Annotated in this window: 21 protein-coding genes; 12 read left to right on the plus strand and 9 right to left on the minus strand. The window is 56.2% G+C overall.

Going from position 1 to position 19071, the window contains the following annotated elements; translation table 11 throughout:
- Positions 1-108: 108 nt before the first annotated feature.
- Positions 109-378, plus strand: a complete 270-nt coding sequence (locus CBW50_RS01690; protein WP_139842373.1) for a hypothetical protein — start codon at positions 109-111, stop codon at positions 376-378.
- 218 nt (positions 379-596) lie between these two features.
- The gene (locus CBW50_RS01695) at positions 597-1499 is read left to right on the plus strand and encodes a hypothetical protein (protein ID WP_086143882.1); all 903 of its coding nucleotides are present in this window, start codon (positions 597-599) and stop codon (positions 1497-1499) included.
- A gap of 3 nt (positions 1500-1502) precedes the next feature.
- Here CBW50_RS01695 and CBW50_RS01700 read toward each other — a convergent pair whose 3' ends face one another.
- The gene (locus tag CBW50_RS01700) at positions 1503-1763 is read right to left on the minus strand and encodes a hypothetical protein (protein ID WP_086143883.1); all 261 of its coding nucleotides are present in this window, start codon (positions 1761-1763) and stop codon (positions 1503-1505) included.
- A gap of 175 nt (positions 1764-1938) precedes the next feature.
- Between CBW50_RS01700 and CBW50_RS01705 the strand changes: the two genes are divergently transcribed.
- A complete protein-coding gene (locus CBW50_RS01705) occupies positions 1939-2838 on the plus strand; it encodes a site-specific integrase (RefSeq protein WP_086143884.1) in 900 nt (299 codons plus the stop codon).
- A gap of 162 nt (positions 2839-3000) precedes the next feature.
- Positions 3001-3336: an FKBP-type peptidyl-prolyl cis-trans isomerase gene (locus tag CBW50_RS01710; protein WP_086143885.1), complete on the plus strand. Its 336-nt coding sequence runs from the start codon at positions 3001-3003 to the stop codon at positions 3334-3336.
- Between the two features lie 15 nt (positions 3337-3351).
- Here CBW50_RS01710 and CBW50_RS01715 read toward each other — a convergent pair whose 3' ends face one another.
- Both CBW50_RS01715 and CBW50_RS01720 read right to left on the minus strand, forming a co-directional pair.
- A complete protein-coding gene (locus CBW50_RS01715; protein ID WP_086143886.1) occupies positions 3352-3840 on the minus strand; it encodes a DUF2726 domain-containing protein in 489 nt (162 codons plus the stop codon).
- A 94-nt stretch (positions 3841-3934) separates the two neighbouring features.
- A complete protein-coding gene (locus tag CBW50_RS01720; RefSeq protein WP_086143887.1) occupies positions 3935-4648 on the minus strand; it encodes a YjjG family noncanonical pyrimidine nucleotidase in 714 nt (237 codons plus the stop codon).
- 125 nt (positions 4649-4773) lie between these two features.
- Here CBW50_RS01720 and CBW50_RS01725 point away from each other — a divergent pair, with 125 nt between their 5' ends.
- A complete protein-coding gene (locus CBW50_RS01725; RefSeq protein WP_086143888.1) occupies positions 4774-5499 on the plus strand; it encodes a pyridoxine 5'-phosphate synthase in 726 nt (241 codons plus the stop codon).
- Here the strand turns inward: CBW50_RS01725 and CBW50_RS28595 are convergent.
- Both CBW50_RS28595 and CBW50_RS01730 read right to left on the minus strand, forming a co-directional pair.
- A complete protein-coding gene (locus CBW50_RS28595) occupies positions 5490-5834 on the minus strand; it encodes a BPSL0067 family protein (protein WP_226935407.1) in 345 nt (114 codons plus the stop codon). The genes CBW50_RS01725 and CBW50_RS28595 overlap by 10 nt on opposite strands.
- Before the next feature lie 38 nt (positions 5835-5872).
- Positions 5873-6367, minus strand: coding sequence for a DUF4265 domain-containing protein (locus tag CBW50_RS01730; protein WP_086143889.1), 495 nt, complete (start codon positions 6365-6367; stop codon positions 5873-5875).
- Positions 6368-6487: 120 nt separating this feature from the next.
- On the opposite strand from CBW50_RS01730, the gene CBW50_RS01735 reads away from it, so the two are divergent.
- Positions 6488-6880 carry a GFA family protein gene (locus CBW50_RS01735; RefSeq protein WP_086143890.1) on the plus strand — a complete coding sequence of 131 codons (393 nt, stop codon included), beginning with the start codon at positions 6488-6490 and terminating at the stop codon, positions 6878-6880.
- A gap of 106 nt (positions 6881-6986) precedes the next feature.
- Here CBW50_RS01735 and CBW50_RS01740 read toward each other — a convergent pair whose 3' ends face one another.
- A complete protein-coding gene (locus tag CBW50_RS01740) occupies positions 6987-7649 on the minus strand; it encodes a hypothetical protein (RefSeq protein ID WP_172404647.1) in 663 nt (220 codons plus the stop codon).
- Positions 7650-7824: 175 nt separating this feature from the next.
- Positions 7825-8544, minus strand: a complete 720-nt coding sequence (locus tag CBW50_RS01745; RefSeq protein ID WP_086143994.1) for a Crp/Fnr family transcriptional regulator — start codon at positions 8542-8544, stop codon at positions 7825-7827.
- Between the two features lie 531 nt (positions 8545-9075).
- Between CBW50_RS01745 and CBW50_RS01750 the strand changes: the two genes are divergently transcribed.
- On the plus strand, positions 9076-10773 hold the full coding sequence (locus CBW50_RS01750; protein WP_086143891.1) for a methyl-accepting chemotaxis protein: 1698 nt from the start codon (positions 9076-9078) through the stop codon (positions 10771-10773).
- Here CBW50_RS01750 and CBW50_RS01755 read toward each other — a convergent pair.
- Positions 10770-11030 (minus strand): oxidoreductase-like domain-containing protein, encoded by a 261-nt coding sequence (locus tag CBW50_RS01755; RefSeq protein ID WP_226935405.1) that lies wholly within the window; start codon positions 11028-11030, stop codon positions 10770-10772. The two genes, CBW50_RS01750 and CBW50_RS01755, sit on opposite strands and share 4 nt — an antisense overlap.
- A gap of 321 nt (positions 11031-11351) precedes the next feature.
- Here CBW50_RS01755 and CBW50_RS01760 point away from each other — a divergent pair, with 321 nt between their 5' ends.
- The gene (locus CBW50_RS01760) at positions 11352-12905 is read left to right on the plus strand and encodes a DEAD/DEAH box helicase (protein WP_086143892.1); all 1554 of its coding nucleotides are present in this window, start codon (positions 11352-11354) and stop codon (positions 12903-12905) included.
- 286 nt (positions 12906-13191) lie between these two features.
- On the opposite strand, the gene CBW50_RS01765 is transcribed toward CBW50_RS01760, so the two are convergent.
- Complete coding sequence (locus CBW50_RS01765) at positions 13192-14457, minus strand: hypothetical protein (protein ID WP_086143893.1); 1266 nt, start codon at positions 14455-14457, stop codon at positions 13192-13194.
- Positions 14458-15456: 999 nt separating this feature from the next.
- Between CBW50_RS01765 and rfbB the strand changes: the two genes are divergently transcribed.
- The 4 genes from rfbB to rfbD are packed head-to-tail and all read left to right on the plus strand — an operon-like array spanning position 15457 to position 18841.
- On the plus strand, positions 15457-16539 hold the full coding sequence (gene rfbB, locus CBW50_RS01770) for a dTDP-glucose 4,6-dehydratase (RefSeq protein ID WP_086143894.1): 1083 nt from the start codon (positions 15457-15459) through the stop codon (positions 16537-16539).
- Positions 16536-17423 (plus strand): glucose-1-phosphate thymidylyltransferase RfbA, encoded by an 888-nt coding sequence (gene rfbA / locus CBW50_RS01775; RefSeq protein WP_086143895.1) that lies wholly within the window; start codon positions 16536-16538, stop codon positions 17421-17423. The genes rfbB and rfbA overlap by 4 nt, the downstream gene beginning before the upstream one ends.
- 9 nt (positions 17424-17432) lie before the next feature.
- On the plus strand, positions 17433-17978 hold the full coding sequence (rfbC, locus tag CBW50_RS01780; RefSeq protein ID WP_086143896.1) for a dTDP-4-dehydrorhamnose 3,5-epimerase: 546 nt from the start codon (positions 17433-17435) through the stop codon (positions 17976-17978).
- On the plus strand, positions 17975-18841 hold the full coding sequence (rfbD, locus tag CBW50_RS01785; RefSeq protein WP_086143897.1) for a dTDP-4-dehydrorhamnose reductase: 867 nt from the start codon (positions 17975-17977) through the stop codon (positions 18839-18841). Before rfbC ends, rfbD begins: the two co-directional genes overlap by 4 nt.
- Positions 18842-19071: the final 230 nt, after the last annotated feature.

The following is a 19071-nucleotide window of genomic DNA, read 5'->3' on the forward strand; positions in this document are numbered from 1 at the left end:
ACACGTTTTCAAAGTTTTAGCGGGCAGTCCGCCGCCACGCTTAGTACCGCGTCGCTTCACGTTGGCCAGTACGGCCCACCTCTGAAAAACCGTATTGAAAGTATGTACATGAAACAGCTTGAGGAAGACAAGACGATTGATCTACTCGGCCCGATTAAGCGGGGCAGGGGGCGTCCGGCAACTGGCGCGGCAAAGACCAGTGCACAGCGGCAAAAAGATCGCAGGGATCGCTTGCGTGACGATGGCAAGGCATTTTTGACGGTGCATGTCGATGCGCAGGTGCTGGAAGGATTGAAGGCGTATATCCGCTTTAAAGACATTACGCCGGATCAGGTGATAGAGAAATTATTGCGTCAGCAATTGCTGCGCAAACGGTAGCGGAAAGCTTGGTGCCGCTATCTGCGCGCAGCGCGGGTGGCGGCGCGAAGCGCCGCTAAACTTGTATAAGGGACACTCAAGAACATAGCAGTAGGAAACGCAGTTACAGGCAAGTGCAGTACAGGATTTCAGATCAGTTTTTGATGGACAAAAAAAAGCCCCGGGCATCTACTAAATGTCCGGGGCCTTCGATAAACCTGCCGTTACAGGACTACCGAATGACCGAATTAGATTATGAAAACGCTTTAGCGTCAATTGATTTCTCGCCTATAGAGCCATCTGTGCAACATCGCCCGGAGTGGTGGGACGATGATGGGATTAAGAACACATGGAACGACAACTATACGGCCCGTAAGCGCGTTTTTCCGGACGGGCAGTGCGAAGTGACGGTAACCAAGCAACGGCACTTTGTAGGCCCGGCTATGCTGCTCAAGACGCGTGCTAAGCGTGGCGAGTCCGAGAACCGCGAAGCAAACGACGATGATGCTGGTCGTCGTGCAAAAAAGAACGTTCGGCTCTGTTGTAAGCAAATTGGCGCTGATCGTATGGTTACGTTGACATATCGGGAAAACATGGTGGATAGGGAAACCGCACTTAAACATTGGAAGGCTTTTTGCCGCAAGCTCGGCAAACACAAGCAATTTCACTATGTCGCTGTCATTGAGGAACAGGAGCGCGGCGCGTTGCATTTTCATGTGGCGGTGGCCGGTCGTCAAATGTATGCGCTCCTGCGCTCCATCTGGCAAAGTGTCCTGGGCCGTGGACCGGATGGGGAGCAAATGGGGCAAGTCAACGTTCGTGATCCGCATCGTTTCGGCTTTGGTGTCACTGGCGCGCATAAAATCGCCAGCTACATTGCCAAGTACTGCGGAAAGGAAATGCAATGCCGTACGCTTGATCAAAAACGTTATTTCCGGTCTAGGGGCATCGTGGTGCCTGAGATTCAATCGTGGCGGCTGCTTGGCTGTACATCCATGCTCGGGGCTGCCCAGGCGGCTTTTGCGGCCATTGCTGGGCATTCTATGGAAGGTTTGCAGACTTGGTGCAATAACGGGCTTGGCGTCGTCTACTTGGCAACTGCGCCGGGGGTGTCTAACCCATTGGATGGGTGCCCGTTTTAACTGCTATGAGGTCTTTTGGAATTCCTTATGATTATGAAGTGTGTTGATGGTTTGAGTGAGTAACGCGCTAAGGTGGGTTGGCGTGCCGGGCTGATGTAAATTGATTGCCATCACAAGGAATTGGGTTTCAATGTCAGCAATTTGTTCGTCTGATACTGTGTTGATAATTATTTGTGCAATTTTCTCACCAAGTTTTTTGTAGTGCGGACGCTCTTTAAAATATGCATCCAGTTCGCCGTCGCCTGTTAGCGTATGTAAGTCCATGATCTAATTCTTTCTAAATGAAAGTTTTACATCATTCTGAATTGCAGTTTTTCGATAGCTTTGATGAATGTCAAGGTTTCTAAAGATTAACGACATTTTCATGTTGGTTCGTAGCATAACGCAAATATTTACACTGTTGTATAGTTTGCATGGGGCAACATTTAAGGATTTGTAGATGGCTGGATTAGTTCTTGAAACTTTGCATGGAAAGACTTGGCCTGATGCGGTCGAACGCTGGCTTTCTGAAAAGTCGGACAAGGCTTCTCTGAATTCTGACAAGTGCATTTTTCGATGGCTGGAACCGTTGTTGGATGGATATGATATAAACGATATAAATCGTTCTGTGGTGGATGCTGTAACTAAGAAAAAGCGTGCTACCGGTGTCAAGAATGGAACTGTTAATAGGACGTTAGCGTTGTTGCGTTCTGTGCTAATCCGAGCTTGTGTCGATTGGGAGTGGGTTGATGCAATTCCGAAGGTTCGATTGTTGAAGGAGCCTGATCGTCGGGTGCGTTATTTGACTCACGAAGAGGCGTCCGCGTTACTGAATGAGTTGCCTGAGCATTTGTCGCATATGGTGGCCTTTAGTCTTGCTACAGGACTACGCAAGGGGAACGTAATTGGCTTGTGTTGGTCTCAGGTCGATCTTGTGCGCCGGGTCGCCTGGATCCATCCTGATCAAAGTAAGACACGTAAGGCTATTGTGGTGCCTCTCAATGATGATGCTATGCGCGTGCTTACTTTGCAGCATGGCCGTCATGCGGTGCGCGTTTTTACGTACAATGGTGAGCCTGTAATCGCCGCTACAACGGCAGCTTGGTATAAAGCGCTTAAGCGCTGTGGTATTGATGATTTTCGATGGCATGATCTGCGGCATACATGGGCCAGTTGGCATGTGCAGCAAGGTACGCCATTGCATGTATTGCAGGAGCTAGGTGGTTGGCAGTCGGCTCAGATGGTGAGGCGGTATGCGCATTTTTCTGCGGGGCATTTGGCTGTTCATGCCGCCAATTTGCCAGTGCTGATGGTGGCAAATGCTAGAATGCAAGTCGTGGGGCCGGAGGCTTCGGTGTGATGAGGTCGATGATGTGTCTCATAATCCGTTGGTGCCGTGTTCGACTCACGGGAGGCCCACCAGAATTCACAGTATCGATTGAAGCCCCGGCGGGCCACTGCCGGGGCTTTTTTCGTGCTGTCGTACAATCGCGGCATTGATATTTCTCAAGGGTGAAACGAGATGACGGCGGAAGTGAAGATGGACGATATCGTGGTCGGTGACGGCAAGGCGGCGGCGCGTGGCGCGCTGGTCACGGCGCATTACCGGGGCTGGCTGGAAGACGGCACGGAGTTTGACTCGTCGCACAAGCGGGGCGAGCCGTTTCGCTGTGTGTTGAGCAACAACAAGGTGATCCAGGGCTGGATTCTGGGTTTGCATGGCATGCAGGTGGGCGGCACGCGCAAGCTGTGGGTGCCGGCGGCGCTGGCGTATGGCGAGCGGCAGGTGGGCTTGATACCGCCGAACTCCAATTTGATCTTCGAGATTGAGTTATTAGAGGTGCTGACGCGCGATTGATCGCTTGACGCGCAATCAGGCGGGCAGGGGGTTTGCCTTCGCTCCGGCTTGTTGCGTGAGCAGTTGCTCGATATCGGCGCGCAGCGCCTGCTGGGTGGGGAAGTTGGCATAACGCAAGGTGACGTAACCGGCTAGCCTGAGCATGGCGTCGCGCTCCTGGTCCTGGCGTTCGCGCCCGGCGTGGCTGCTGTCGTCGAGTTCGATGATGGCGATGACGTTCAGTTGCTGGCTGCACAGGACAAAATCGGCCACCTTGCGGTCGAAACGGTTTCTGTTTGTCCGCCCCAGCGCCGTCACCAGCGCGGAAAACGCCACTTGCGCCAGCACCGTGCATTCCGGCAAGGCCGTCTGCAGCAGGTGGTACATCTGTTGCTCGCGCGCCGTCATGACGGGTTTCCTGTGCAGCCGCAGCGGCGCACGGGACCTGGCCGTCTGGCGCTTGGCCCGCATGACGTACAGCAGGACGAGCGCCGCGATGATAATCAGGAAAGTGAAATTCGGCATGGACTCGCTTCAAGGTGCGGAGTCCTGATGGTACGCGAGAAGCTGGCCATTTTGGCGTCTTCCCGCGCATTTCACATGGTGCGCTTGTTGCAGATCAAGCCTGTTTCATGTTGACTTGCATCTCGTTCAGCGCCGGCACGATGTCGTGCAGGCTGGCCACTTCATGGGTGGGGATGGCGGCCGAGGTATTGGCCATGCCGTCCGGGTTGAACCAGCAGCTGGCGATGCCGTAGCGGTTGGCGCCGAGGATGTCGGCGTCCAGCCGGTCGCCGATGATAATGCTTGTATCCTTGCTGAACGCGCGCGCCATGTTGGCCGCGTAGTCGAAGAAGCGCACGTCCGGCTTGGCGTGGCCGCACGCTTCCGAGGTGGCGACGAAGGAAATGTAGTCGCCCAGGCCGGAGGCGGCGATGCGGCGGTTCTGGATGGAGTCGACGCCGTTGGTGATGATGCCCACTTCGCCGATGCGCGAAAGCGTTTCGCACACCTGTTTGGCGCCGTCGATGAGCACGACCGTGTCCGGCAGCGAGTCCAGATACAAACGGCTGGCCAGTTCCGGGGCGACATCGATGCCTCCCTGGGCAAACGTCTTGCGGAAGCGCTCGACCTTCAGGAAATCCTTGGTGACGCTGCCCGTCTCGAAACGTTTCCACAGGTCGACATTGATCGCCTGGTAAAGGGTAAACAGCCCGTCGATGCCGTCGCGCAAGCCCAGTTCGTGCATGGTGTGCAGAAACGAGCGTTTTTCGGATGCCCGGAAATCGAGCAGGGTATCGTCGAGGTCAAACAGGAATAGCTGGTAGCTCATGGTATGTGTTGAAAGGAACTTGTCTTGCATCGTAGCACGTACTGCCGAGTTCGGTTGAGCGTGCCTTGTGCGGGGGATCCGCTACAATCGCTGCCAGACCCCTTACTTTCACTTCATTGCCTTTCATGACCCAGCTCTCCGTCAACGTCAATAAAATCGCCCTGCTGCGCAATTCGCGCGGCCGCAATTTCCCGGACCTGCTCGCGTTTTCCGCGCGCTTTCTCGACTTGGGCGCCGCCGGCATCACCTTGCACCCGCGCCCGGACCAGCGCCATGCGCGCTACGATGATGTGGCTGCTTTGCAGCGCCTGTGCGCGGAACGTGGACGCGAGCTGAACGTGGAAGGCTATCCGGCGGCGGAATTTCTGGAGGTCGTGAAAAGCGCGCGCCCGGCGCAATGCACCCTGGTGCCCGACATGCCGGGCCAGCTGACGTCCGATCACGGCTGGGATATCGAACGGCATGCGGCGCTGTTGCGCCCCGCCATTGCACAATTGAACGACCTGGGCATCCGCGTCAGCCTGTTCGTCGATGCCGGCTACCCGGCGCTGGAATGGGCGCGCGAGGTGGGCGCGGCGCGGGTCGAGCTGTACACGGAACGGTTTGCCGAGAGTCATGGCGGCGCGCAGGCCGATGCCGTGTTTGGCACATATCGGCAGGCGGCGCGGCGGGCGCAGGCGCTGGGGCTGGGCGTGAATGCCGGGCACGACCTCGATTTGCACAACCTGGCGCGCTTCCTGGACATACCCGGCATCCTGGAAGTGTCGATCGGCCACGCACTGGTGGTCGAGTGCCTGGAATTGGGCATGGACACGGTGCTGGGCCGCTACCTTGAGATATGTCAATCGTAGAGGGCTTGGGCGGCGACGCCCCGGTCGCTGCAGCCTGAGCCGGACTGGCCCTTCTTTGCTTTCCCCGCCGCCGAACGGCCACAGTAGATCGCGCAGGCGGGCGGTTGCGCCACTGGTCGAAACTCAATGCCGCCAGGCACCAGGCGAATGAATAGCGCCGCATGGTTGCCCTGCCGCAGATTCTGATAGCGGCCGTTGACGAAGGTGGCAATCACTGTGCCTTTCGTGATACCGCCTTTTTGCAAGGCATGGCGTTCCTCTGTGTGGCTGACGAAAGAGAGCGTACACAAGGCGTGAGTCAGCATCTTGACGTGGGCCAGGGCAATACGGAGCATTGACGCAGGTCATATCCCCACCTGTCACGTCAGCAACCTTACATATCCACCCACCAGTTAAGCAAGGTTTCATCATCGTCGTCATCAAGGTTGACGTAGATGTTGGCGAAGTACCATTCCACGCCCGTTGCCTCGCGGAAGGCGTCGAAGGGGCCGTTGACGCTGTAGATGCCGTGGTGTCCCGGCACGCTGAAGGTGAGATTGCCTTTGTACTGGCCGTCCAGGGTGCCGCCCAGCTGGTTTTGCACGTCGCGCTCGAGCAGGTCCACTGCCTCTTGCGGCACGTCGTCGGCATCGTAGATATGGATGCAGAAGTTGCCGCCGCGTTTTAAGACTTCGGCGGGGGCGAGCGGGTTGGCGATGTTGACGATGTCGCCGCGTGCCAGGTTCAGAGTCAGGCCGGGCGAGGCCAGCAGTTCGTAGACGTGCTCGTCGATCTGGCGCGCCGGCAGGGTTTCATACACGGGGCCGCTGCTGTTTTCACCTGCCAATACGCGGATGTGCGGCAAGCCTTCGCAATTGATGTCTTCCATTTATTCTTTCATAGTGCCGGCGCCATATTGTATGGGTGCGCCAGGGAGGGGGTTATGGCAATATTGTACCGGGTACGTACCGCCTGGCCAGGTACGCAACAGTGTCAACGGGGAGATACGATGGAGAATGCAGTGCAGGCAGGCGGCTGTTTATGTGGCGCCGTGCGCTTCGAAGTGACAGGCGAGGGCAGCAATCCGCACAGCTGTTCCTGCCGCAATTGCCAGCAGCACACGGGCGCGCCGACGGTGGCATGGGTGGAGTTTGCGCGCGATCAAGTACGGTGGACGGGCACAGCCGGCGCGCCGGCCACCTATCGTTCTTCCGAGTATTCCAGCCGGGCCTTTTGCGCCGCTTGCGGCAGTTCCATCGGCGCCATCGACGATGCGCCGACGGTAGCCTTGCTGGTGGGCAGTTTTGATGATCCAGCCCAGGCGGCGTTTGCGCCCGCATATTACTCGTTTGACGATGTCAGGCCGGGCTGGTGGCTGGTCGCCAGCGCCGCGACGGATTAGTTGCACCATGCCGCACCTGGCCTGCGGCGCGGCCTCAAGAACCCTGAATATGCAAAAGGCACGCCGCAGCGTGCCTCGATATCATGCCAGGCGGGTTGGCCCCAGCTTAGAAGCGGTAGCTGGCGCTGATGCGCAGCACCGGATATGCCTTGAAATCCTTGACCTTGTCGGCCAGTTTGTCATTTTCAGCGGCCACGTCCGTTTTCAGGGCGGCGCACACCAGCGGGTCGCAGCCGGTATTGCGCAGCGAGGTTTTTGGCGCCCCCTGGAACAATACGCCGATGTCGCTGGAAATGCCCCAGCCAGCCTCTTTCACCGGGTTGCCCCAGCCGATGCCGATGTAGGGGGCGGCTTTGCGGAAATCGATGGTGCCGTCGAGCTGGCCGGCGCTGGCCGCCGTATAGGTGTTGCCGTTCAGTGTGTAGCTGCCATTCTTGTTGGGTTTGCCCTTGGCATCGATTTTGTTGCCGTTGTACACCACGCCGGCGCTCACGCGGAATGCGCCGTCCATGGGGAAGTAGTCGAGCAGGGCGTCGAAGGTGCGCAGCTTGAGTTTCAGCTTGTAGTCGACGTCTTCGGTACTGGAGTCGTAGGAGTAGTTCAGGAAGCCGACGCCGAAGCGGGCATGCAGATTCGATTGCAGCGGCACGCTCAGGTGTGCGCCGACGCCAGTCGTGCCCAGGTCGGCTGTGACGGCCATTTCGGCCTGGGCTAGGCTTGCGCAGAACATGCCAGCCAGCAAGGCGGCGATCAGGGGTTGCTGTTTCATGCTTACTGACTCCAGTCGTTGGTCTCATTACGCGTTAAATATTCCAATGGAAACAAAAGTTTCCATTGGGTAATTCCTGCGGGAATGATAGAGGCTGGATTGTTGTAAGGCAAGACGAAGTGGCGCATGGTGGTGCGAGGTGTTGCTTTCCTGCCGCACCACCTTGCGACGTGGTTTAATTGTGTGCACTGATTCCGCTGCGGAATTGTTCAAAACCGGCGCGGGCTGCTTTGTAGCAATTGCCGGCAGCCGCTTCCAGGCCTTCGCGGTCCAGTACTTCCACGGTGCCGCGGCGATACTGGATCAAGCCTTCGTCCTGCAGCTTGCGTGCCGTGACGGTGACGCTTTCGCGGCGCACGCCCAGCATGTTGGCCATGGTGTCCTGCGTGACCTTCAGCTCGTTCGACAGGGAGCGGTCGAGGCGGTCCAGCAGCCAGCGGCACAGCTTTTGTTCGATGCTGCAATGGCGGCCGCCGACGACGTTCTGCGCCATCTGCGCAAACATGGCGCTGGTGTAGCGCATCAGCAATTGTGCCAGGGCGCCGCCTTCATTGAACACTTCGCGCAGGAAAGCCGTTTTCAGGCGGTAGCCGTAGCCGGCGCTTTGCACGATGGCCGTGCAGGTGGCCCGTTCGGCTTCGTACAGCACCACGCCCGCCACGCCTTCGCGGCCGACGACGGCGATCTCGGTGGTGGCGCCGTCTTCCATCACATACAGCAGGGAAACGATGGCGTTGGTGGGGAAATACGTATATTCAATTTTTCCGCCGCAATCGAACAGGTGCTTGCCCGCAGGTAAGGCGACCAGTTCCAGTTGGCAAAACAGGCGTTCCAGGTCGGTGCGCGACAGGGCGCGCAGCAATTCGTTTTGTTGGGCGCCGGTGATGCTGATCATGGGCGTGGCCGGGGCTTTGGCCAGGGGGGCTTCCCAGCCATGCGGGGATACGGCGTGGCTGTTCGTTGCTGGGGTCAGGTTGCTATAAGCTTTGTACATGATATGGCCTCGTCTTCTGATTTTGTTGGATGGCGCTGCGCTTCCGGCTTGCTAGCGTTGTGCTGAATGTTGTATCCACTATAAGACGAGGGGGCGCGCACGGGCATCGGATGAGCCGACGTGCTTATGTAGGCTAGGAACATTGCCTCGTGTCATCCGACTCCTACGCCGTTTTTTCTTCATTTTTCGTCCGGCGATTTGGCAAAAATGTGACATGAAGCGGTATAAAGCGAACTTTAGCCGCGCATGGCGATCAAACCGGACTGCGTCCAGGAGGCGCGGTGATAAAATGTTGCAGTGCGGAAATTCTCTTGTCCGCCTCCCTGGCTCGCCGTGCCTTGCCCGCGTGTTTCCATCTCGCCCGCTTATCGCCTGGCTGTTGCCTGTTTATTTGCTGTTTATCGCCCGTTTGATTATCGAAGGAAGCAACGCATGAAATGGTTTTTTGATCTGAAAATAGCCACCAAGCTGATCTTGTCGTTTGGCGCCGTACTGCTGCTGACGGCGGCATTGGGCGTGTCGGCGATTTTTTCCATGGCGCGCATCAATGACGCGTCGACCGACCTGTCCGCCAACTGGATGCCCAGCGTGCTGGCGGCCATGTCCATGCGCGGCGATGTCAGCGATTTACGCCGCTGGGAACTGGCGCACATGCTGGCGGCCGCGGATTCCGACATGGCGCTCAACGAAACGCGCATGACGGAAACCCAGGCCAGGCTGAAGACGGACGGCGACAAATACCGCACTCTGATTTCCGAACCGGGCGAAAAGGAACTCTTCGAGCGTTTCCTGGCGCTTAACGATGAATTCATGCGCCTGCACGCGACCATGCTGAGCCTGTCGCGCGAGATGAAAAAGGAAGAGGCGCGCGCGCTGGCCGTGGGGCCTTCCGCCAAGGTCATGGCGGACATGATGGTGGTCCTCGACAAGCTGGTAAGCATCAATGCCGACGGCGGCGTGCGCTCGAGCGCCAGCGCCGACGCCACCTATGCCGCATCGCGCGCCAGCCTGATCGGCCTGCTGGTGGGGATCGTGGCGGTCGGCATGCTGCTGGCGCTGTGGGTGGCGCGCAGCGTGTCGCGCCCGCTGATCGAGGCTGTCGGCGTGGCGCGCCAGGTGGCGTCCGGCGATTTGACGGCGCATATTGTTGTGCAATCGCAAGATGAAACGGGACAGTTGATGCATGCGCTGAAGGACATGAACGCCAGCCTGCAGAATCTGGTGGGCCAGGTACGCAGCGGCACCGATACCATCGCCACGGCATCGAGCCAGATCGCGGCCGGCAACCAGGACCTGTCATCGCGGACGGAAGAGCAGGCCAGTTCACTGGAAGAAACGGCCTCGTCGATGGAGGAGCTGACGTCGACCGTGAAGCAGAATGCGGACAATGCGCGCCAGGCCAATACCATGGCGCAAACCTCGTCGAGCATCGCCGTCGAGGGCGGCAAGGTCGTCAGCGAAGTGGTGGGCACGATGGCGTCGATCAATGCATCGTCGCGCAAGATCGTCGACATCATCGCCGTCATCGACGGCATCGCTTTCCAGACCAACATCCTGGCGCTGAATGCGGCCGTCGAGGCGGCGCGCGCGGGCGAGCAGGGGCGCGGCTTTGCCGTGGTGGCCACCGAAGTGCGCAACCTGGCGCAACGGTCGGCCGCGGCGGCCAAGGATATCAAGGTCCTGATCGGCGACTCGGTCGACAAGGTCGAAGCGGGTTCCCGGCTGGTGGATCAGGCTGGCCGCACGATGGATGACATCGTGGCCAGCATCACGCGCGTGACGGACATCATGAGCGAAATCACGGCCGCCAGCAACGAGCAGAGCGCCGGCATCGAGCAAGTCAACCAGGCGATTGCCCAGATGGACCAGGTGACCCAGCAAAATGCGGCCCTGGTCGAAGAGGCGGCCGCGGCGGCCGAATCGATGCAGGAGCAGGCTGCCAGCCTGAGCGAGGTGGTCAGCATCTTCAAGCTCGATGCCGCCAGCGCCGCCGTGCGCCCGCCGCGCCCGGCCGTGAAGGCCGCCGTGGCGGCGCGCTCGCCGGCGCCGATGCCGGCGTCCCGTCAACTGGCCGCCACTACGCGCGCCGCGCGTCCGACGGCGCCCGCCGACGAGTGGGAAAGCTTTTAAGAGGCCTTGCGCGCTGTCCTGGCGTGTTTTTTGGCAGGCGGCGTGGCCGCCGCCTGCTGGCGCTGCTGCCATGCGCGCAGCGCGTCCTCGTAGGCGGCCAGGTCTTCCTGGTACATTTCCAGCACGCAAAAGGTGCAGCCGCTGTGGCAGCATTCGTCATTGCCTGGCTTGACGGGCGGCTGGGGCTGGGGATCGTGCGGACGGGAAACAGTGGACATGGTGGCGGGAGCGGGCGGCAAGGGCGTCAGAGCAGGCATGATACGGCATTCGGGCGGGCTGTCGCTGGAACGCTTTTTGCTCAAAAATCACGGTTTCCGTGTACAGTTGCGGTGAATTAGGGTATCGTTTACAGCACTGATATTGTATCTTCTGCGCGCGATGTTCCGCCGGCGCGATCTCCGCCGCCATCGCAGCACGCCTCCCTAACGCTCCCGCACTCGCCATACAGCATGTCCCGGAGCACTGAGGTGCCGCAAGAACGATGCTTTATGGCTTGCAAAACGAAGCTGTCTGCGCCCCGAAATGTTGTTTATTGAGAAAGCATGGCTTCCGCAGTGCGGAGGCACACCAGAAAATTTATGTCTGAAACTGAATCGACTCCTACGCCTAGCCCGGCGATTGCCACTGACGCGGCGCCAGCCGCCGCAGCGGTCCCTGTTGCACCTCCCGCCCCCATTGCCGCCCGCACCGTGAGTTTTGCCGATTTTGGCCTGGCCCCTGAAATCCAGCGCGCCTTGACCGAGCAGGGCTATACCCATCCCACGCCGATCCAGGAGCAAGCCATTCCCGTGGTGCTGCAGGGCCGCGACGTGATGGGTGCCGCGCAGACGGGTACCGGCAAGACGGCCGGCTTCTCGCTGCCGATCATCCAGCTGCTGCTGGCCCACGCCAGCAGCAGCATGTCGCCCGCGCGCCATCCGGTGCGCGCGCTGATCCTCACGCCGACGCGCGAACTGGCGGTGCAGGTGGCGGAAAACGTCAAGGCCTACGCCAAGCACACGCCGCTGCGCTCGACCGTCGTCTTCGGCGGCATGGACATGAAACCGCAAACGGTGATCCTGCGGGGCGGCGTGGAAATCGTCATCGCCACGCCGGGTCGCCTGCTCGACCATATCGAGCAAAAGAACATCAGCCTGGGGCAAGTGCAGATGCTGGTCATGGATGAGGCGGACCGCATGCTGGACATGGGTTTCTTGCCGGACTTGCAACGCATCATCAACTTGCTGCCGAAACAACGCCAGAACCTGATGTTCTCGGCCACGTTCTCGCCAGAAATCAAGAAGCTGGCCGGTACTTTCCTCAACGATCCGCTGACGATCGAAGTGGCGCGCAGCAACCAGACGGCCGACAAGGTCACGCAAGTGGTCTACAAGGTGCCGGAAGACCAGAAGCATGCCCTGGTAGCCCATCTGCTGCGCCAGCGCGACCTGAAGCAGGTCATCGTGTTCTCGAACACCAAGATCGGCGCTTCGCGCCTGGCCCGCGTGCTGGAGCAGGAAGGCATGAGCGCCACGGCGATTCACGGCGACAAGAGCCAGCAGGAACGCATGGCGGCGCTGGAAGCGTTCAAGAAGGGCGAAATCGACGTGCTGGTCGCCACCGACGTGGCGGCGCGCGGCCTGGATATTTCCGACTTGCCTTGCGTCATCAACTTCGACTTGCCGTACAACGCGGAAGACTATGTGCACCGCATCGGCCGCACGGGCCGTGCCGGCGCTTCGGGCGACGCCATTTCCATCTATTCGGACAAGGACGAGCGCCTGCTGACGGACATCGAGAAACTCATCAAGCAAAGCATCAAGCGCGGTGAGCTGGGCGGCTTTTCGCCTGCACCTGCGCGCAGCAGCGACAACGAGCGCCGTCCGCCGCGCCGCAGCGAAGGCGGCGAAGGCCGTCCCGCGCGCCCGGCCGACAGCCGCCATGCCGGCGAGAGCCGCGACAGCCGCTCCGCCGAGCGCGGCGCGCGTCCCGCCTTTGGCGCCGGCGCCCGCCGCGACAAGGTCGATCCCTGGTTCCTGAAACCGTACGAACCCGCCAAGGCCGCGGCCCCGGTTGCCGGCAGCACGGCGCCCATGCCAGTGAAGCCAAAGCAGAAGGTGGCGGCGTTGCTGGGGGGATTGTTGAAGCAATAATATCTTCCCGTGTCAACGCAATGTATCCTGTGCGTGGCAAAAAAGTAGGGAAGATCGACCGGCCAGTTTTTTCTGAGCCAGTCTGAATAAAAAAAACCGGCAACGCTCTTGTGAGCATTGCCGGTTTTTTTACATCACCTGGCGAGCATACAAGATATGGGTGGATGTCTCCAATGTTTGAGTGCGACATCATTATCAGGCAGGTATGGCGTCAGGATCGATGATTGCCAAGGGGAGAGGCTGCGCCATGAGCGTGGATGCCCGTGGCGCATCTGTAGTGCCGGGTTTACTTTTGTAGTTTCAGGGTGTTGTTTTTCCACCATAAACGACCGCCAACAACACTTACGGCCAATATGAATCCCACGATCAGGCCCGTCAATAAAGCTATCAACAAGCTCACTGTGCGATGTTGAGGCATGTCTGGCCCGGCAATAAAACGGCTCTTTTCTAAATATATGTTATTCGCGGTCTGATTTTCAATGGTAAGCCGGTTGAAAACTTCCTTGATAATTTCATTATCCAGATCCTTGCCCTTGAAGGTGGCTATCTTGATAGGTTCAAGACCACGCAGAACGGCTTCGCCGGATTTGCTTCCATCTAGCAGAGCTTTAGTGTTTCTGTAATACTCACCTAATATGGTCGTTTGTGTCTTGTCGCGCTGGATTTTTAACAGTTTCTCTTTCGTTTCCGCAACTTCAACTTCATTAGTTGTTAATTGGGCGGTTGGCGAAAGGTAGCGAGCGGTTTCTTCGGTTACCGAGACGACCTGACGTGCTCCCTGCTCTGTGGCGGCGGGATAGCGAGAGATGATAGATTTCAAATCACGGTTTTTTCGCAACAACTCTTCAAGTTTCTCATTTGACTCGATAATTTCATTATCGAGTTTAGTAATTTTTGTGGATATTTCAATATCCTTGAAGCGCAAGATGTCAGAGTAAGTTTGATATATGATAGCGTCCATCACATAGCGACCTAATAGTAAAACGGTATTGCGTGCCATATCCGGCGTTGCTGCTGAATAATTAATCCGCAAGCCGATGATATTATTGCTTTCATCTTTGTTGGATTCCATGCCAAGTTTTTTGGCATCAAGCTTTGTAAACGGGAAAATTGGTTCAATCAGATTGCCAATGCCTTCGCGCGAATTGATTTTCTGTAGCAGCGATTCGGCACTGACGTCTCCTGCAAGTTTATTTTGTACGTAAAAATCAGAATACTTTTCGGCGCTGCTATAAACTGCTTCATAACGTTTATAGTTCGACAGGCTGATTCCCGGAGGTGGCTCCTTGGTCAGCTTATCCACAACCTTTACTATCGGGATTGCGCCGCCAAACTGGAAAAAACCTTCACTCTTATACTTTCCTGTCAAAATGGTGGTGGTGAGCGTCAATGCCATGGTCAGAATTGTAATGCCAGCAACCATTCCGCGCGCACGCCATAATATGACGGCGAGATCTGTCAGATTAAGTTCGGCGCTGCCTTTATCTATTGAGACTGACTCATCGTGTTTTTTTTGAATTTCTTCTTTTATATCACTTTTTTCGATAGGCATTTGTTGCTTTCAATTGTGCAGAGTTATTGGGGTAATTTTACGTCCCTGCTGTTATTGTGAGGAAACTTAAAATTTATTGGCTGCAAAGTTTGAAGATTTTCGTTAATGCGTCAAAGGTCGCGTTCTGCGCGGAATTCCCAATGAGTCATGATGTTTTTAACGGAAGTATTTTGCAAATCATTGATTTTTAATGGCTGGACAGCTGCGCTGAGACTGGGTGAGAAATAAAGGGAACTGCAGCTAAAAGTTGAACATAAGAAAAAATTTCCTTGAGATTGCTCAGTTCGGCACAGATACTAAGCCCAGCGGACAACATTATAAGGGGTTGTGGGTAATTCATCATAGGCAATTGTGACAAGGTGTAAAAGCTTGCTATTTCCATGGTGCGCAAGCGGCGCGCGCGTATATCATAAGGGAGGCGATGCCGGGCGTAGGCAACATATTTCTACACTATCCAGTGTAGGGGCGAGAACGTCAAGTCAGGCGCCAGCTTGCCCTTTGGGGGATGTGCTTTGCGATGCGTAGCTCCCATCGACGTTACATTCTGTAAGGCGTGAAGAAGACAAGGAGGCATTGCTGTTATGGGGCTTGGGTCGGGTGCCGATGAGTTAGTGCCAGGGTGTCTTGCCCAGCCCGAGGTATGAATGGCTAACCGGTTTTTTCTGATGCCTGGTGCGCAGCTGGGAGGCTTTGTCAACAAAGAAGATTACCTTTGCGCTACTGCGCAGCATTTGTCACTTCACCCTATTGCGGGTGCCGCAACGGTGAGCATGCCATCCGCCTGTGGAAAACTCGAAACGGTCGTGATGTCTTGCTATAAATTTAAAAGTTGAGAAGTGTGCCATTTTTATGGCCTGACGAGATGCCTGGCACATAAATTACGACGCAATATGTTACCCGAAAGTTATTAAGCCATGTCTTGTTGTTCAGCACAGTCTGGAGGGTGGACTTCGTTTAAAATGGTCGGTTCTGGTGTGCAGAGTTAAATAGGGCATTAATATGATATTAGTAAGTGGCGGCGCCGGTTTTATTGGTTCCAATTTTGTGGTGGATTGGTTGGCGCATGGCAATGAATCGGTGATTAACCTTGACAAGTTGACGTATGCTGGCAATCTGCAAAATCTGCATTCCTTGAATGGCGATTCTCGGCATATTTTTGTTCACGGTGACATCGGCGACACGACTCAGGTGGCAGCCCTGCTGAAGCAGTATCGGCCGCGTGCCGTGCTGCATTTTGCTGCAGAGAGTCACGTCGATCGCTCCATTCTTGGGCCGGCAGCGTTTGTTGAGACGAATGTCAACGGAACCTTCAATTTGCTCGAGGCCGTGCGCTGTTATTGGTCGGCGTTGCCAGATGCGGAGCGCCTCGCTTTTCGTTTTTTGCACGTCTCCACTGATGAAGTGTATGGCACGTTAGGGCCGGATGATGCGCCGTTTGCCGAAACGACGCCGTACGCACCGAACAGCCCGTATTCTGCCACCAAGGCGGCATCGGATCATTTGGTGCGTGCTTACCATCACACCTATGGCTTGCCTACGCTGACGACGAATTGTTCCAATAACTACGGGCCATGTCATTTCCCTGAAAAATTGATCCCGTTAGTGATCGCCAACGCCCGTGCTGGCAAGGCCCTGCCTATCTATGGCGATGGTCAGCAGGTGCGGGACTGGCTGTATGTCGGTGATCACTGCGCGGCCATACGCCGGGTACTGGAGCAGGGTGCCATCGGCGAAACTTACAATGTCGGCGGCTGGAATGAAATGACCAATCTGAGCGTCGTGCATGAATTGTGCGACATTCTTGACCGGCTCGATCCAAGGCAGGACGGAGCGTCTTACCGTATCCAGATTGTTTATGTCGCGGATCGTCCGGGGCACGACCGTCGCTATGCGATCGATGCGCGCAAGATTGAACGTGAACTTGGCTGGAAGCCAGTGGAGACCTTTGAAAGCGGCATCGCCAAGACGGTGCAGTGGTATCTCGATCATCAGGACTGGGTGCAGAATATCCAGTCAGGGGCGTATTTGAGCTGGGTCCAGCAGAACTATGCGCAACGCGCCATCACGGAGCCAACGTTATGAGTACGCCGCGTAAGGGAATTATCCTGGCGGGTGGGTCGGGTACCCGCTTGTATCCGGTCACGATGGCTGTTTCGAAGCAGTTATTGCCTGTGTATGACAAACCGATGATTTACTATCCGCTGACGACCCTGATGCTGGCGGGTATCCGCGAAATCTTAATTATCTCGACGCCGCAAGACACCCCCCGCTTTCAGGAGTTGCTGGGTGATGGACGCCAATGGGGGCTGGAGCTAAGCTACGCTGTGCAACCTTCGCCTGATGGTCTGGCGCAAGCCTTCATCATCGGTCGGGAATTTATCGGCGACGCGCCGTCTGCCCTTATTCTGGGCGATAACATCTATTACGGACACGATTTCGAATCCCAACTGCTTGCGGCATCCTGTCGTACGGAGGGGGCTACGGTATTTGCGTATCATGTGCAGGATCCCGAACGCTATGGTGTAGTTGAGTTTGACGCGCGGCGACGCGCCGTCAGTATCGAAGAAAAGCCCTTGCAGCCCAAGTCACATTATGCGGTCACAGGCTTGTATTTCTACGACAAGCAGATTGCGGACATCGCTGCGTCAATCCGGCCATCGGCGCGCGGCGAGCTGGAAATTACCGATGTTAATCAGGTTTATCTGCAACGTGGCGAGTTGACTGTCGAACATATGGGGCGTGGCATGGCGTGGCTCGACACGGGAACACATGAGTCATTGCTGGAGGCCGGGCAATTTATAGCCACGATTGAGAACCGACAGGGCTTGAAAGTGGCTTGCCCGGAAGAAATAGCTTTCCGTCGTAAGTATATTGATGCTGAGCAATTGAGCAAGCTTGCGCAATCGTTGAAAAAAAATAGCTATGGTCAATATTTGCTGCGTTTGTTAAATGAAGAAGTATTTTAATTAATTATTATGCAAATTCAAAAGACGGCGATTGCCGACGTAATGATAATCGAGCCGAAGGTGTTCGGCGATGATCGTGGTTTTTTCTACGAAAGCTTTAACCAGAAACAATTTCAGGAGCTAACGGGCGTTAGTACCCATTTTGTTCAGGATAATCACTCAAGGTCCGCCAAAAATGTATTGCGTGGTTTGCATTACCAGATTCAGCAGACACAAGGTAAGCTGGTGCGCGTCGTAGCCGGCGAGGTGTTTGATGTTGCAGTAGACTTACGCACGAGTTCTGCGACTTTCGGTCACTGGGTGGGAATTCTCCTTTCCGCCGAAAATAAGCGACAGTTATGGATACCGCCTGGTTGTGCGCACGGCTTTATGGTAACCAGCGAATCGGCCGAATTCCTGTACAAAACGACCGATTACTGGGCGCCGCAATTCGAACGCAGCCTCCGATGGAATGACCCTGCCATCGGCATCGAATGGCCGCTCGATGGGGAGCCACTGCTATCGGGCAAGGACCATGCGGGCGTATTGCTGGCCAATGCAGAGGTATTTGCATGAAAATCTTGTTGACAGGTGGTACTGGTCAAGTCGGATATGAATTGTTCCGCAGTTTGCAGGGCCTCGGTGATATCGTCGCTCCTGGCCGTGCGCAAATGGATTTGTCAAACCTGGACCAGGTGCGCGACGTCATCCGTGCAGTCAAGCCTGACTTGATTGTGAATCCAGCCGCTTATACGGCAGTAGACCAGGCGGAGTGTGAGCCTGAATTGGCCATGCTGATCAACGCTCGCGCGCCAGGGTTGATGGCTGAGGAGGCTCGCAAGCTGGATGCGGCCATGATTCATTATTCGACCGACTATGTGTTCGATGGGGCAAAAAGCGAGCCTTATTCGGAAGAGGATGCAACAGCACCGATCAATGTCTATGGACGAAGCAAGTTGGCTGGAGAGCAAGCAATTCAGGCGGTAGGCATCGATCATCTGATCTTGCGCACCAGTTGGGTGTATGGGATGCGCGGCAAGAATTTTCTGTTGACCGTGCTGCGCTTGGCGCAGGAGCGTCCTGAGTTGCGTATCGTTGGGGATCAGTATGGCGCACCGACCTGGTGTCGTACGATTGCTGATGTTACAGCGCATATCGTGGCGCGGATAGAAGGAGATCGGGCGGACTGGTGGCGCCGTCATGGCGGTGTATATCACTTGAGTGCGCAAGGCCGCACCACATGGGCTGGTTTTACTGAGGAAATCCTTCGAAATGCCGCTCTCGCATCCTCGCCACAGATAAGGGCAATTACGACGAGTGAGTATCCCTTGCCCGCTCCTCGCCCGGCTTCTTCCTTGTTATCGAGCGAACACCTGCGGCAAGTGTTCTGCGATTTACCTGAGTGGAAAGAGGCTTTGCGCCTATGCATGGAGTCCTGATTGAAACCAGCTGTATCTATTTTTCTTTATTGAGATGTGCGTGGTGATGTGATTGTGGGCAACATGGAATGCACGTCAGGAGGTGTTTTTTAGCGAAAAACCGCATTTTAGACTACTCAATAATGTTAAAATGTGGTGGAAATTTTAAGATGGCAATGAAAAATATTTCTTGCTAGTTCTAATTTCGCTAATTTTTGTTGTCAATAAAGTACTTTTTTAAAAAATAAGTC

This window comes from Janthinobacterium sp. GW458P, from assembly GCF_002127585.1.
GTDB lineage: Bacteria > Pseudomonadota > Gammaproteobacteria > Burkholderiales > Burkholderiaceae_D > Janthinobacterium.